Here is a 12,962-nt window from a genome sequence, read left to right as displayed (position 1 = left end):
ACCCATGGTGCCCGTCGGCGCGCCGAGCGGCCCGGCCGGGGCCCGCTCGGCCCCCGCCGGTGGCCGGCGGGCCGGCTGGCACGATGTGACCATGACGACGGTGGACCTGGTGCTGGTGCTGCGGTACCGCAAGGCGGTGACGTACGGCCTGCACGTGCTGCTCGGGGCGCTGGAGCAGCACCAGACCCCGACGCGGTACGAGGTGCGCTTCGGCGAGACCCCGGAGGCGACCGCGGCGCACGTCCGGGCGGCGGCGGGCTCCACGACGCGGGTGCTGGTGCTGTGGTCGTTCTACTCGCCGGACGCCGAGGCGATGGCGGGCGAGCTGGCCCAGGTCCGCGCCCTGGTCGACGCGCCGAACGTGACGCACGTCGCCGGCGGCGTGCACGCGACCGCCGAGCCGGTGCAGACCCTGGACGCCGGCTGGGACGTCGCCGCGGTCGGGGAGGGCGAGACCACCCTGCTGCGCCTGGTGGACGCCGTCGGCGACCCGACCGGCGTCCCCGGCCTCGCCTACCGCGACGCCACCGGGGCGGTCGTGCGGACCGGGCGCCCGCAGCGGCGACCGCTCGACGAGTTCCGTGGCTTCTCGCTGAGGTGGGACCGGTTCAACGCCCTGGAGATCACCCGCGGCTGCGTCTTCTCCTGCCGCTTCTGCCAGACCCCGTTCATGTTCTCGGCGAGGTTCCGGCACCGCAGCGTCGAGAACGTGCGCTGGCACGTCGACGCCATGCGCCGGCGCGGACTGCGGGACGTCCGGTTCATCACCCCCACCGCGCTGTCGTACGGCAGCCAGAGCGACGAGCCGAACCTGGACGCGGTGGAGGAACTCCTCGCGTCGTGCCGGGAGGGGATCGGCCCCGACGGGCGGGTGTTCTTCGGCTCGTTCCCCAGCGAGATCCGCCCCGAGCACGTCTCGCGGGAGGCGCTGCGGGTGGTGAAGAAGTACTGCGCCAACAACAACATCATCGTGGGCGCCCAGTCCGGCTCCGACCGCATCCTCGACGCGGCGAAGCGGGGCCACGGCGTCGACGAGGTGAAACGCGCCGTCCGCCTCGGCGTCGAGGAGGGCTTCCGGATCAACGTCGACATGATCTTCGGGATGCCGGGCGAGGACCGAGCCGACGTCGACGCGTCGCTGCGGCTCGCCCGCGAGCTCGCCGACCTCGGCGCCCGCATCCACGCGCACACCTTCATGCCGCTGCCGGGCACCCCGTGGCGGGACGCGCCGCCCGGCGACGTGGCGCCGGAGACGATCAGCGAGGTCGACCGCCTCTCCCAGCGCGGCGCCCTCTACGGGCACTGGCAGCGGCAACGCGACCACGCCACGCGGCTGGCCGCGGCGGCCGAGGCGTACCCGCGTCCCGGCCGGAGCCGGACGATCCTGCCCCTGGCCGAGCGCTGACCCGTCGCCCCGGACGCGCCGGACGCCGAGGGCGAGCGCGGGCCGGGGTGGCGGCGAGGATCCGGGTGTCGCGGCTACGGCCGGATGTCCAGGGCGCCGATCAGGCCGTCGCGCAGCGTGAAGCGGTGGCGCAGGCGGACCGGGCTGCCCGGAAAGGTGCCCGAGACCATCGCGGTGACCAGCAGGTTGCCGCCCGCCTCCTCCTCGATCGCCTCCGGCACGGCCTTGTGGTCGAACTCGGCCACCTGCCGCTCGCGCCAGGCCCGGATCGCCGCCGGGCCGTCGTACGTCCGGTCCTCGTCGGCCACGATCGCGTCGTCGGTGAAAAGGGCGACGAAGGCGTCCGTGTCGGTTTTGCCGCTCAGCTCGAAGTAGCGGACGATCACGCTGGGAACCGTGACGGTCATCGTGCCTCTCCTCGGGGTCGGGGTCCGTCCGTCGGGGCTGACTACCACGAACGCGCCCCGATAGACGTCGTGCCCGCGCCCCGGAGGGCGGGATTCGCACCCGGCGCCCGGCCGCGCCGGCCGGGCGCACCCGCCCCGTTCAGCCGGCCGGTTGGGCGCGCCCGGCGGCGAGCGCCTCGGCGTACTCCGGGGAGGCGAGGAAGCGGGCCAGCCTAGGCGCCCGGTGCCCGGGCCGGCGGGCCCTGCTTGCCCCGGGCGGCCCGGCGCAGCCGCCAGACGCGCACCGCCACCGGCAGCGCGACGACCGCCAGCAGCACCTCCCGCCCAGGCCGAGGCGGCGCTCCAGCTGCCGGTACGACGCTCCGGCGAGGTAGCCGAGCACCGCCACGGCGACCGCCCAGACCGCGCCGCCGGCGATGTTGGCCACCGTGAAGGTGCGCCGGTGCAGCCCGCTCAGCCCGGCGATCCCCGGTACGAGCGCGCGCAGCGCCGCCACCCACCGGCCGACCACCACCGCGACGGCACCCCGGCGGCGTACCAGGTCCAGCGCCCACCGCAGTTCCGCGGAGCGGACGAGCCGACGGGGCATGCGGGCCAGCAGCCGGCGGCCGTAGCGGCGGCCCACCAGGTAGCCGGTCTGGTCGCCCGCCACGGCACCGGCGAAGGCCGCGACCACCACCGCCCACAGCGGCAGCCGTCCCTCGTGCGCGAGGGCCCCGCCCACCAGCACGGCCGTCTCGCCGGGCACGACCAGCCCGAGGAAGGTGGACGCCTCCAGCGCCGGAAGCACAAGGACCAGCGCCAGGACCAGCGCGGGCGACAGCCCAAGCAGCACCTCCACCACCCGGTCCATCTGGTGATTCTGCCCCCGCGCACCGCCGCCCGGCCCGCATGCCGGAATTCCGTGGTCCGCAAGGGTCACGTCGCGAGGCCGACGGCGTGCCCCCGCCGACGGTGAAGATCAGCTATAAGTGGTCCATGAGCTTCCCGCCGTACCTTGCCTCGATGCCGATGCACGCGATCACCGAGATCCACGGCGAGGCCGGCCTGCTGGAGCGGTTCCGGCTGGAGATCCGCGCGTTCGACGACGACGCGCGGGCCCGGCTCACCGCCGCCCTCGACCTGGCCGCCGAGCTGCACCGCGACGACCGGCGGGTGCGCGAGCCGTACCTGAATCACCTGCTGCGGGTGGCGATCCGGATGATGCACCACTACCAGGTGCGCGACGTGGACGTGATCGTCGCGGGGCTGCTGCACGACGCCGTCGAGGACCACCCGGCGGAGCTGGCCGGGCCGGCGGCGGGTGCCGGCGGGGCCACGGCGGCGGGCGCCGACGTGACGGCGGCGGCGCTGGCCACGCTCGCCGCGCGGTTCGGCCCGCGGGTGGCGCGCCTGGTCGCCGCGGTCACCAACCCGGCGTACGACCCGGAGCGCGACCGATACGTCCAGTACCGGGAGCACGTGGCGGCGAGCCTCGACCGGGAGCCGTGGGCGCGGGTCATCAAGGTCTCCGACTTCACGGACAACGGGGTCGGGGTGATCCACACCGTCGGCCCGAAGGTCTTCAAGTCGGCGACCAAGTACCGGCCGCTCGTGCCGGTCCTGCGGGAGCTGGTCGCCCGGCCGGACACCCCGCTCTCGCCGGCGGTCAAGGAGCACATCTTCAGCCAGCTCGACCTCGCCGAGGAACGCTTCAGCGCCATCCTCGACCAGCCGGTCAGCGCCCCCTGACGGGCGCCGCCGTCTCTGCCGTGGGCGTCATCATGGGGCCCCGCCTCGCATGCGGGCGCGCAGGGCCGGGAGGCGGTCGGGGACGTCGCGCAGCACCATCCGCAGCGGGTACCCCGCGTCGGCCGCCGCGTCGCCGAGCACCCGCAGCAGGAGGGCTAGCTGGTCGTCGGGCTCGTCGGCGAGCAGTTCCCCGGCGTCGTCGACGACCAGGGTCAGCGGGCCTGCGTCGAGCCGGCCGCGCAGGACGTCGGCGAGCGCGTCCCAGGTGCGCCCGGTGTACCCGGGCAGGTCGAGGGCGTCGACCAGCGCCGCGTGCAGGCCGGCCCGGGTGCGGGCGGCCCCGGCCGGCAGCCGCGCGGGCGGGGCGGGGTGCTCCCCCACGTCCAGCGGGCCCGGTGTCACGGTCAGCCAGGGCGGCAGGTCGCCCGGGGCGTACCCCTCGGTCATGGTCACCTCCCCTGGCGCGGGGCCCGGGCCCGCCGCGGCCCCGACCCCGCCGGGTGCCGCGTCAGAGCAGGTAGAAGTCGGTGTAGTGGTTGGGCGAGAACCAGGTGGCGCCGGTGCTCTTGTTGACCACGATCCGGTACGCGTCCCGGGGGGCACCGTAGGCGCGCGGGTAGACGTCGTACTCGTAGTAGGTGGCGTTGGCGGGCAGCTGGCCCTCGTAGTTGTAGAACCGGCCGCCCGCGAAGTTGTAGAGCCCGCCGCTCCACGAGTACCAGCCCCGGGTGGTCGGGAAGCCCTTCGCGGCCCAGCCGGAGCGGGCGGTGCGCGCGTCCGCGCAGCGGGTCATCGAGCAGGAGTTGTAGACGGCGGCCTCGGCCGGGTCGGCCAGCCGGGGCGTCACCACGGACGGCCCGACCAGGGCGGCGGCGACCATAGCGGTGAGCAGCGCACCGGCGCGTCGTCGCCCTCCGGCTTGAAGGTCAGCGTCGCCTCGTCCGCGTACGGGGAGGTGAAGCCCGGCGTCGGGTCGACGTCGCCGTTGCCGTTGCTGGCGGCGGCCTCGCCCAGCCCCCGGGCGGCGAAGGCGTTCCAGAGCAGGTCCTGGTTGGCCCCGCCGAAGCGGACCTGGTCGGCGGCGAGCATGACGTCCCGCGCGTCGACCATGCTGACCCGGCTGTTCGCCATGAGCAGGAACGAGTCGAAGACGATCTGGATCCAGCGCCGGTTGCCCGGGCAGGCGGTGACCGGGGTCTGCCCGTTGGCGCAGGACTTCTGCAGCGCCGCGTCGCCCGCGCCGTACCGGCCGACCAGGGCGGCGCGGATGTCGGCGTTGGTGGCGCTCCACACCTCGCCGGAGGCGTGCACCTGCAGGCCGACCAAGTCGTAGTCGATCGCGCCGTAGTTGAGCGGGCTGTCGGACCAGCACGCCGCCGTCCCGGGCGTCCACGTAGGTCGAGAACGCCGCCGCGTCCCCGTCGGCGGTGGCCGCGACGAGCACCACCTCGTACGCCTCCCGCGGCCCCCGGTCGGCGGTCGGCACCGCCACCAGCGACGTACGCAGGATCGTCGGGTTCGTCAGGCCGGAGTCGGCGACGGCCGCCTGCCGCGCCTGCTCCTCGGTGAGGGTGGCCGGGGCGGGCGTGCCGCCGTCCCGGCTCATCGACGAGCTGACGTGCCAGACCGCCCCGTCGCGCACGGCGACGGACAGCATGCCGTCCACCGCGGCGGGCAGGTCGCCGAAGCGCTGCCGGAACAGCACCGCCACGCCCTCCCCCATCGGCGCGACGGTCACCTGCTCCAGGGCCGCGGCGCCGTCGGCGGTCAGCCCCAGCAGATCCCGGTTCGCCGCCACGTACGCGCGGGCGGCGGCGGCCGGGTCGGCGGGCAGGCCCGTGGCGAGCGCCCGGCCCGTCGAGGCGAGCGTGGCGGGCGTACCGAGGTCGTTCCAGGTGGCGCGGAGGCCCAGCGCGGCGGCCCTGTCCCGCTGCCGCTCGGTGGCCGCGATCCGGCCCGTACGGTTGTCCCTGGTCTTGCTGTCGTGGCGGTCGCCGGGCAGGTGGCCGGGCGTCGCCTGGGTGCGGGGCTCTTCCCTGGGCGCCGCCTGGCCGCCAGCTCCTGCGGTCAGGACCAGCCCGGCTGCCAGCAGCAGCGCCGCGGTCCCCCGCAACGCACGGGTGGTGTGCGCACAGTGTCTCCTGTTCGTCGAACGTGAGGTCCGTGCCCGCCATCCGACCAGTTCAACAGGGCGGTCGACACCATCCGAACATCCACAAATGGCACGGTGTCGATGCGGCGGCGGGCCTGCGTGTCAGCCCTGCCACGTACCGCTCGCCATGATCGTCTGCTGTTGAGAGAGAGGTCCGACGGCGTGTCGTCTACGCCAAGCGCAGACGATCTAGACAAGCCGGCGGCTCAAGCACTCGGCAGGGGGTGCTCCCGTCGCCCAGGCAGCAAGCGACCGAGGAAACTCGGCGCCCGGACGAGCACCTTGATCTTTCGTGGCCTTAACGACCGGCGTTATGCGTTCAGGGCTCCCGCATCCAGGTCTTGGGGTCGGTGATGAAGATGCCCTTGCCCTGGTGTCGCCGGATGACGCGCAGCGCTTCCAGCCGCGCATAGGACATCTGGATCGTTCCGTGGCTCACGCCGTAGCGCTGCCGCAGTTCGGCGATCGAGGGCAGCTTGTCGCCCGGCTTGAGCTTGTTGGCTCCGACATCGGCGATCACGTCGTCAGCGATACGCCAGTAATCCGGCACTTCAGGCATGGCACTCCTCGCGTGGCAATCAGATTCGATCACACCGCGACGCGCCTAACAAGCAGCGTTGACTCTCCTAGCTATTCTAGATATGTTGCTCCTGAGTCGTTCCTCGCGTGGCAACGAGATCGGCTCTTCCCCCTGGTCGGGGCGGGTGCGCGTGCCCGTCCCGACCCACCGGACTGCTCCGCTGTCGTACCGCCGAACAGGGCTGCGGCGGCGGAGCGGGCGGGCCGCCCGCGGCCGGCGTGCGGACGGCCCGCCCTTCCAACCCCACCGGCTCTCCCCTGCCCTGGAAAGGATCGTCGTGGCCCAGGTGTACCGATCCGGCCAGCTCTACGGGACCGGCCGCCCGGCCCGGTTGACCCCGCACGAGGTGCGGACCCGCACGTTCGACCCGCGCCGCCGGGGCGTCGACCCCGATCAGGTACGCGAGTTCCCGGCCCGGGTCGCCGACGAGCTGAACGACCTGCACCAGCAGGTACGGATGCTCAGCCAGGAGAACGACCGGCTCAAACGGGCGCTGCGCGACTGGCAGGCGATGCACGCCCGCGAGTGCCGCCGACCGAACGACGGGCCCTGGTAGCGGTGCGACCCCGCCCCGGCGACCTGCTCCGGATCGACGGCCGAGCCTCGGTGCAGTTCGCCGGCGACCGCGCCCTGACCTTCCGCATCGTCTCGGTCTGCGACCGCCCGACGTACGCCGGCTGGGTCTGGCTGACCGGCTACGTCCTCGACCGGCGCGGCCAGGCGACTGCCAAGCGCGAAATCTACGTCCAGCTCGCGGGGCTCGGTTGAAGGTTGGCAGTTCAGCGGCGTCGTCGTCGGCGTGTCGAGTCGCTCAACCGTCAACGATCGAGCATCCAGCACTACCGGCGCTGCTGGAGGGCCGCGGTCACCACCTTCGCGTCGAACCGGGCCGGGTCGAAGTCCGTCGGGTCGTCCAGGCCCAGCCAGTCCAGCCTGTCCCGGTGCTCCGGGTGTGCGGGGTCGCCGAGGATCTCCACCAGTTCCGCGTACCCCCACACTCCGCCGCAGTCCTCCGGCGGCGCCGCCCGCCGCCCGCCGACACAGCGCGGGTACGTCACCGACGAGTCTCGGTCGACGGCCTTCTCCACGACGATGTCGTGTTCCCAGTTGTCGCCGAAGTCGTACGTGTACCGCAGCTTGTCCCCCACTTCGGGGGCGACCTGTTCCAGGGTGACCCGGGACGCGGCGCGGTGGCCGAGATCGGCGTCGGGGCGACCGAAGCTGCCGTACGCGGTCTCGAAGACGTGCAGGTGGGTGTCGTACCAGTCGAAGGCGCCCTGGATCAGCTCGTGCAGTCGGGCGAGGCTGACGTCGGCCGGCACCTCGAGACGTCGCCAGATCGGCGGACGGGCGCCCCGCAGGCCCACCTTGATCTGGTAGATCGGCGCCGGGCCGTCCGACTTCTTGCGCTTCGCGGGCAGGCCGGCGGGACGGCGCTGGGCCGGTAGGACGGCGCCACGCCGGGGCGGCGCCAGGATGCCGAGCAGCGCGGACATCGAGGCGATGTCCAGTTCGGCGCCCTGCGGCTGACGCCTGCGCCGGGGCGCGGGGAGCGCCCGCATCCGGCTGCGGAGCAGCACGGCCAGAGGCGGGTAGGCGGGGCCGTCCTCGTCGACGAGTTCGTCCAGCGGCTCGGGGTCGACCTCGTCGTGCTCAGCGCGGGCGTCCAGCGCGTCCTCCACGGCGCGACGGAAGTCCGCTGGCCGCAGCTTCTCCTCCGTGACGTCGACGCCGCCGGCGCGCAGGTCGGACAGGAGCGACTCGATCGCCTCGTCCCACTGGTCCGCTTCGATCAGCAGGATCTGACCGGCGGCACCGCAGTCGCAGTCGTCCAGGAGAACGAAGAGAGCGTGCCTCCGGTCGGCCCGCTGGAACCTGCCGGCCAGCAGGAACGTCAGTCCCTCCGGCCCGGTGAAGCGGCGGCACTCCTGCACCGTGACCGGGGCTTCCAGCTCGGCGAGCCAGGGCGGCGCGGGTACGCCGGCGGCGGCGAGCCGGCCGGCCGCCTCCGCGGCAGCCCGACTGACCTCACCCTCGGCAACCGAGGCGATCCCCGCCAGCATCGCCCGCGCCTCCGGCGTGGACTGCGCCTCGAACCGTGGCACGAACAGCTGCAGCAACGCCTGGTCGAAGTCGTCGCCAAGGGCGGTTCCCATCGCCAGCAGCATCGAGGCGGCGATCTCCAGCTCGAGCGGATCCTGCAGGGCGTCGATGTCGACCGACTGGGTAAGCATGTCGACGAGCTGCTCCGGATCGGGCTGCGCCCCGGTGCAGGCCGGGCAGTCACACTCCTCCGGCGCGCCCACCACGACGAGCGGCGCGCCGCTCCGTACTGATCGCTTCTTCCCATTGCGGCGTCGATTACGGCTCACTGGACTCACCCGGACAGTCTGTCCCATTCCACCGGCCCGACCGAAACGCGACACACGCTCAGGCGTCGGCGTGTCGGATGGCCCAGGAGGCGGCGGCCGCGCTGCGGTGGGCGTCGACGACCCGGGCATCCGGCAGCGGTCAGCCCCAGAAGATGCCGGTGGGGTCCCGCTGCACCTCGTCGAGCAGCTCAGCGACATCGCGGGTCGGCGTCGGACGGTCTCCGGGACGCGCTCGGCGCACCAGTCGCGTACGCGTGCCACATCGTGTTCGCCGAAGTCCGGTCGCTGCCATGTCCCGCAGTCTGCCCCGCACCCTGACGGCCGCGGTCACCGCGACGCGAGCACCCCGTTCGGGCCTGGGCTCGGCACGCCGCGGCGGCTGGCCAGAATGGCGAGGGTTTCCCGGCGTACGTCGTCGGCCTCGTGGACCAGGCGGCGGCGGGCGAAGCGGACCACCAGGATGCCGACGGTCGCCAGCAGGGCGTCCCGGCGCAGGTCGATCTCCCGCTGGCGCGGATCGCCGTGCGTGCTGGCCCCGTCGAGTTCGATGTCGACCCGTTCCCGCTCGGCGAACAGGTCGAGGTACATGGTCCGCCGGCCGACGCGTACCTGCACCTGGCGACGGAACGCCGGCATTCCCGCGCCGGTGAAGACGTGGTCCTGGCCCCAGATCTCCAGCTCGCTGCGGCAGCCCTCCGCGAGCCGGGTCAGCAGGGTCCGGCACGCTGCCCGGTCCTCCAGCGTCGGCACCCTCCCCAGGGCCGCCGACAGCCGCTCCGGCGTGGTCAGCCGATCGTTGACCGCCCGGATCAGTGGCTCCCGCCGCTCGCCGGGTGGCAGCACCGGCCACGAGTCGAGGAGGGTCTGCTCGAGGCAAGTGACCGCCAGCCCCCGCCGGACCACCACGTCCGGCGGCCCGAGGGTGAGCCCCCGGCGTCGGTGCACCGCCACCCCGGGCCGGCCGCGCAGGCCGGCGCCGGCCGGTGCGCTCAGGTGCAGCAGGTCGCCGGCCACCGGTTCGCGCAGTCCCCACAGCGCGAGCGCGCTGAGGTGGCTGAGCGCGCCGCGCCCCTCGGCCCAGGCACACGCCGCACGGTGGGCCAGGGCGGGGTCCAGTCGGCTGACGGCCGGGGCACCGTCGGTCCCCTGTCGGCGGTTCAGCAGCCGCGCCGCGACGAACACCTCGGGCAGCACCCGCACCAGGTGACCGCCGTCGCACGCCCGCCGCAGCGTCCACTCCGGCACGACCTGCTCGGCCACGGCGCGGGTCACCAGCCCGCCGCCGCGCTCCACCAACTCCCGCAGCACCGAGTTCACGCCGCCGACCCTGTCGCCCGCCCCGCCGGCCCGCAACGCCCCCGGCCCGGCCTGTGGACGCCGGGCCGCCCTGTGGACGTCCCCCCGCCAGCCGTCGCCCTCTGCTATGGCCGGCGTCAAGGTTGGCAGCTCAGCTACTTCGTGCACGGCGTGTCGAGTAGCTCAACCGCCAACCTTCGGGCCCCCAGCCCGCGGGGCCGCCAGCACAGCTTCCGCTCGGAGACGCCCACCGGGTGACCGCCGGCACCGGCAGTGCGTGAGCGTACGCCCGCGCGGCTGCCGGCCGCCGCGTGCCCGCCTTGTTAGCGTGGGGCGAGGTTCGTCACCGTCGACACGTCCCGGCTGGTCCGCGCCGACGGCGCGACACCCCTCGACCAGTCACCCGCCGCCGGCGGTGGCACCGGCTGACGGTGCGCAGGAGGGGTGACATTGAGCGACGCGTCGGGCGGGAAGGCGAGCCCGCAGGACCGGCCGCCGCGGTGGGTCGACCGGGGCCGGAAGCTGGCCCGGCGGGCCGGCCCCCGCGTGCTGGCGGCGCTGCGTACCTCGTGGGCGCGGCTGCTTCCGCTGCTGCGCAGGGTGCGACGGGCGATGGAGGGGAGCCGGTCGTCGCCCCCGCCGGAGGAGGTCTTCGAGCACCGGGAGCCGTCCGGCCCGATCAGCGTCGCGGCGAAGGGGCACGTCTTCACGTTCACCGTCCGTGCCGTACTCACCTGGTCGGCGACCGGCCTCGGACCCGACGTGTTGATCTGGTACGCGCGCCACTTCATGCCCGCGGCGGTCCAGCGGTTGCGCCGCGCCGCCGCGGAGCGGGCGCGGCACGTCGCCCCGCACCGGGCCGGTCACCTCGAGGTCGCCCTGCAGGCGGCGCTGGACGAGCAGGCCCCGTGGCGGTACGAGCGCGCCGGCGCGACGGTGGAGTGCCGGCTGGAGGTGTCGGTGCGCCACGACGACCGGGTCCGGCAGGCGCTGCGGCCGCACTGGGAACGCCTGATCGAGTTGGAGCAGCAGTACGAGTTCTACCTGAAGCGGGCCCGGTACGCCGAGCAGCTCAACCGGCGATGGGTCACGATCCTCGACGGGATGGTCGACGAGCCCGCCGGTGGCGACGAGGCGCGGGCGGTCCGCGAGGAGCTGTCCCGGGCCCGGCGGCACATGGCCGCGGAGCAGCGGGCCGCCGCCCGGTGGACCGGGGACCTCCTGCGGGACCGGCGGCGCTTCGACGGGATCTTCGAGCCGCTCACCGCCATCGACGTCGTCCCGCCGCAGGCGTCCGGCCCCGCCCGGGACACGTCGGGCCGCACCGCACAGGTGACGACCGAGACGACCTCACGTGAGGCGCCACCTTGATCGTCTGATGGTGGGAGGCAGTCTTACCGGTGTGTCGTCCGCGTGGCGAGCAGACGATCAACGAGCACGTCCGCTCACCCGAAACCACAGGCGGCCAGCCACCGCCGACTGGCGACGTTGCTGACCTCACAGCCGGCGGTCAGGTCCCGGATGCCGAGGTGGCGGTGGGCGATCGCGCAGACGGCGTCCAGGGCTTCCCGGCCGAGTCCCTGCCGGCGGAACCCGGCGACGACCGATCCGCCCACCTGTGCCTGACGGTCCGGTGTCACGGCCAGCGCCACGTGCGCCGCCAGCGCCGCACTTCCCCGCTCACGGGCGACGAAGATCGCCAACTCCCGACTCCACAACGGCAGTCGGGGGTCGACCGCGTCGAGCGACGCCAGCCAGCCCGGCTGCGAGAAGCCCTGGCGGTACCGCGACTCGTCGTCCTCCAGCGCGGTCCACTCGCGAAGGTCACGTAGCCGGGCGACGGAGACGTCCAGCCGAGCGGTCCGGACAGCGTGCACGGTGTCCCGGGGGCAGGTCAGGCCCGGCACCCCGGACACGGAGAGAAGGGCGCGCAGGGCCGAGGGCATGGGCGAGACGGTACGCCAGCCCGGAAGCGCCTCGACCAACACGAACGGCGGACGGCTCAGTGGTGGTTTCGGCGCGTGGCGAGGATGGCGAGGATCTCGCGGCGCACCTGCGCGGTCTCGTGGACCAGGCGGCGGTGCGCGAAGCGGACGACGAGGATGCCCCGGGTGGCCAGCAGGGCGTCCCGGCGGAGGTCCACCTCCCGCTGTCGGGGATCGCCGTGGGTGGTGGCCCCGTCCAGCTCGAAGTCGACGCGTTCCCGCTCGGCGTAGACGTCGAGGTACATGATGCGCCCCTCGACGCCGACCCGGAACTGGCGGCGGAAGCGGGGCATCCCCGGGCCGGTGAAGACGTGGTCGTGGCCCCACACCTCCAGCGGACTGCGGCAGCCGGCGGCCAGCCGGTCCAGCAGCTCTCGCAGGTCGGCGCGGTGGGCCAGCCTCGGCGCGGCGGCGAGCGCGACGCTGACCCGGCCTGGTGTGGTCAGACCGTCGTTGACCGCCCGGATGAGCGTGGCGGGGCGGTCGGCGGTGGGCAGCGCCGGCCACGCGTCGACCAGCGCCCGCTCCAGCCGGACGGCGGGCAGGCCGTCGCGGAGCAGCGCATCCGGGGACTCCGGCCGGAAGCCCCGGCGGTGGTGCAGCACCAGCGACGGCCGGGTACGCAGGCCCGAGGCGGCCGGGACGTCCAGGTGCACCGGCTCGTCGTCGGGTTGCCGGCGTACGGCCCAGACGTGCAGGGCGGTGGGCCCCGCGAGCGCGGCCCGGCCGGACGCCCACGCCAGCGCGGCCCGCAGACGCAGCCGGTGCGGAAGGCGGGCGAGCACCGGGGCGGCGCCGGGGTCGACCAGCCGCGCGTCGGCGTACACGCCCGGCAGCGCGCGGACGAGCTGGCCGGAGGACGCGGCGTGGGTCAGCACCCAGGCGGGCACCACCTCGGTGGCGGCAGCCCGGGTGAGCACGCCGTCGTGGCGGTCCAGCAGCGACCGGAGTACGTCGTTCACGCCACCGACCGTGTCGCTCGCCGTACCCGCCCCGCAACCCGCCGGGCCACCGCCTGTGGACACGGCACCTGC

General features: G+C 74.3%; 15 protein-coding genes. 5 read left to right on the top strand and 10 right to left on the bottom strand.

Translation table 11 applies throughout. The annotated features are described in order from the left end of the window. Positions 1 to 91 precede the first annotated feature (91 nt). The gene (locus ACGFIZ_RS21245) at positions 92 to 1,405 is read left to right on the top strand and encodes a TIGR04013 family B12-binding domain/radical SAM domain-containing protein (protein ID WP_393421668.1); all 1,314 of its coding nucleotides are present in this window, start codon (positions 92 to 94) and stop codon (positions 1,403 to 1,405) included. 74 nt (positions 1,406 to 1,479) lie between these two features. Here the strand turns inward: ACGFIZ_RS21245 and ACGFIZ_RS21240 are convergent, their stop codons facing one another. Next, on the bottom strand, positions 1,480 to 1,812 hold the full coding sequence (locus ACGFIZ_RS21240; protein ID WP_393421666.1) for a nuclear transport factor 2 family protein: 333 nt from the start codon (positions 1,810 to 1,812) through the stop codon (positions 1,480 to 1,482). A gap of 139 nt (positions 1,813 to 1,951) precedes the next feature. Further along, the gene (locus ACGFIZ_RS21235) at positions 1,952 to 2,665 is read right to left on the bottom strand and encodes a DedA family protein (protein WP_393421664.1); all 714 of its coding nucleotides are present in this window, start codon (positions 2,663 to 2,665) and stop codon (positions 1,952 to 1,954) included. A 125-nt stretch (positions 2,666 to 2,790) separates the two neighbouring features. Between ACGFIZ_RS21235 and ACGFIZ_RS21230 the strand changes: the two genes are divergently transcribed. Then, positions 2,791 to 3,543: an HD domain-containing protein gene (locus tag ACGFIZ_RS21230; protein WP_393421662.1), complete on the top strand. Its 753-nt coding sequence runs from the start codon at positions 2,791 to 2,793 to the stop codon at positions 3,541 to 3,543. A 30-nt stretch (positions 3,544 to 3,573) separates the two neighbouring features. Here ACGFIZ_RS21230 and ACGFIZ_RS21225 read toward each other — a convergent pair whose 3' ends face one another. From ACGFIZ_RS21225 to ACGFIZ_RS21210, 4 genes are all read right to left on the bottom strand, one after another. Beyond that, on the bottom strand, positions 3,574 to 3,990 hold the full coding sequence (locus tag ACGFIZ_RS21225) for a barstar family protein (protein WP_393421660.1): 417 nt from the start codon (positions 3,988 to 3,990) through the stop codon (positions 3,574 to 3,576). 61 nt (positions 3,991 to 4,051) lie between these two features. Then, the gene (locus tag ACGFIZ_RS21220; protein WP_393421658.1) at positions 4,052 to 4,423 is read right to left on the bottom strand and encodes a ribonuclease domain-containing protein; all 372 of its coding nucleotides are present in this window, start codon (positions 4,421 to 4,423) and stop codon (positions 4,052 to 4,054) included. Continuing rightward, positions 4,387 to 4,869, bottom strand: a complete 483-nt coding sequence (locus ACGFIZ_RS21215; protein ID WP_393421656.1) for a M36 family metallopeptidase — start codon at positions 4,867 to 4,869, stop codon at positions 4,387 to 4,389. Before ACGFIZ_RS21215 ends, ACGFIZ_RS21220 begins: the two co-directional genes overlap by 37 nt. A gap of 1,145 nt (positions 4,870 to 6,014) precedes the next feature. After that, complete coding sequence (locus ACGFIZ_RS21210) at positions 6,015 to 6,254, bottom strand: winged helix-turn-helix domain-containing protein (protein WP_393421654.1); 240 nt, start codon at positions 6,252 to 6,254, stop codon at positions 6,015 to 6,017. A gap of 298 nt (positions 6,255 to 6,552) precedes the next feature. Between ACGFIZ_RS21210 and ACGFIZ_RS21205 the strand changes: the two genes are divergently transcribed. Further along, positions 6,553 to 6,831, top strand: a complete 279-nt coding sequence (locus ACGFIZ_RS21205) for a DivIVA domain-containing protein (RefSeq protein ID WP_393421652.1) — start codon at positions 6,553 to 6,555, stop codon at positions 6,829 to 6,831. Positions 6,832 to 6,833: 2 nt separating this feature from the next. Further along, entirely contained in the window at positions 6,834 to 7,043 is a 210-nt protein-coding gene (locus ACGFIZ_RS21200) for a hypothetical protein (RefSeq protein ID WP_393421650.1), read from the top strand. A gap of 71 nt (positions 7,044 to 7,114) precedes the next feature. Here ACGFIZ_RS21200 and ACGFIZ_RS21195 read toward each other — a convergent pair whose 3' ends face one another. Next, complete coding sequence (locus ACGFIZ_RS21195) at positions 7,115 to 8,656, bottom strand: plasmid pRiA4b ORF-3 family protein (protein ID WP_393421648.1); 1,542 nt, start codon at positions 8,654 to 8,656, stop codon at positions 7,115 to 7,117. 318 nt (positions 8,657 to 8,974) lie between these two features. Beyond that, the gene (locus ACGFIZ_RS21190; RefSeq protein ID WP_393421646.1) at positions 8,975 to 9,964 is read right to left on the bottom strand and encodes a DUF559 domain-containing protein; all 990 of its coding nucleotides are present in this window, start codon (positions 9,962 to 9,964) and stop codon (positions 8,975 to 8,977) included. Positions 9,965 to 10,393: 429 nt separating this feature from the next. Here ACGFIZ_RS21190 and ACGFIZ_RS21185 point away from each other — a divergent pair, with 429 nt between their 5' ends. Beyond that, positions 10,394 to 11,314 carry a hypothetical protein gene (locus ACGFIZ_RS21185; protein ID WP_393421644.1) on the top strand — a complete coding sequence of 307 codons (921 nt, stop codon included), beginning with the start codon at positions 10,394 to 10,396 and terminating at the stop codon, positions 11,312 to 11,314. 74 nt (positions 11,315 to 11,388) lie between these two features. Here ACGFIZ_RS21185 and ACGFIZ_RS21180 read toward each other — a convergent pair whose 3' ends face one another. Continuing rightward, positions 11,389 to 11,889 (bottom strand): GNAT family N-acetyltransferase, encoded by a 501-nt coding sequence (locus tag ACGFIZ_RS21180; RefSeq protein WP_393421642.1) that lies wholly within the window; start codon positions 11,887 to 11,889, stop codon positions 11,389 to 11,391. 56 nt (positions 11,890 to 11,945) lie between these two features. Then, complete coding sequence (locus ACGFIZ_RS21175; protein ID WP_393421640.1) at positions 11,946 to 12,890, bottom strand: endonuclease domain-containing protein; 945 nt, start codon at positions 12,888 to 12,890, stop codon at positions 11,946 to 11,948. Positions 12,891 to 12,962 lie beyond the last annotated feature (72 nt).

The sequence above is a fragment of the Micromonospora sp. NPDC048830 genome, from assembly GCF_043198215.1.
Taxonomy (GTDB): Bacteria; Actinomycetota; Actinomycetes; order Mycobacteriales; family Micromonosporaceae; genus Micromonospora.
Note: the sequence above shows the minus strand (reverse complement) of the source record. Positions and strands in the feature narration are given on the sequence as shown.

Bases quoted from the DNA above. Each gene is read 5' to 3' on its own strand.
- ACGFIZ_RS21235 (WP_393421664.1), bottom strand. From the start codon at position 2,665: ATGGACCGGGTGGTGGAGGTGCTGCTTGGGCTGTCGCCCGCGCTGGTC.
- ACGFIZ_RS21180 (WP_393421642.1), bottom strand. From the start codon at position 11,889: ATGCCCTCGGCCCTGCGCGCCCTTCTCTCCGTGTCCGGGGTGCCGGGC.
- ACGFIZ_RS21240 (WP_393421666.1), bottom strand. From the start codon at position 1,812: ATGACCGTCACGGTTCCCAGCGTGATCGTCCGCTACTTCGAGCTGAGC.
- ACGFIZ_RS21245 (WP_393421668.1), top strand. From the start codon at position 92: ATGACGACGGTGGACCTGGTGCTGGTGCTGCGGTACCGCAAGGCGGTG.
- ACGFIZ_RS21210 (WP_393421654.1), bottom strand. From the start codon at position 6,254: ATGCCTGAAGTGCCGGATTACTGGCGTATCGCTGACGACGTGATCGCC.
- ACGFIZ_RS21225 (WP_393421660.1), bottom strand. From the start codon at position 3,990: ATGACCGAGGGGTACGCCCCGGGCGACCTGCCGCCCTGGCTGACCGTG.
- ACGFIZ_RS21230 (WP_393421662.1), top strand. From the start codon at position 2,791: ATGAGCTTCCCGCCGTACCTTGCCTCGATGCCGATGCACGCGATCACC.
- ACGFIZ_RS21220 (WP_393421658.1), bottom strand. From the start codon at position 4,423: ATGGTCGCCGCCGCCCTGGTCGGGCCGTCCGTGGTGACGCCCCGGCTG.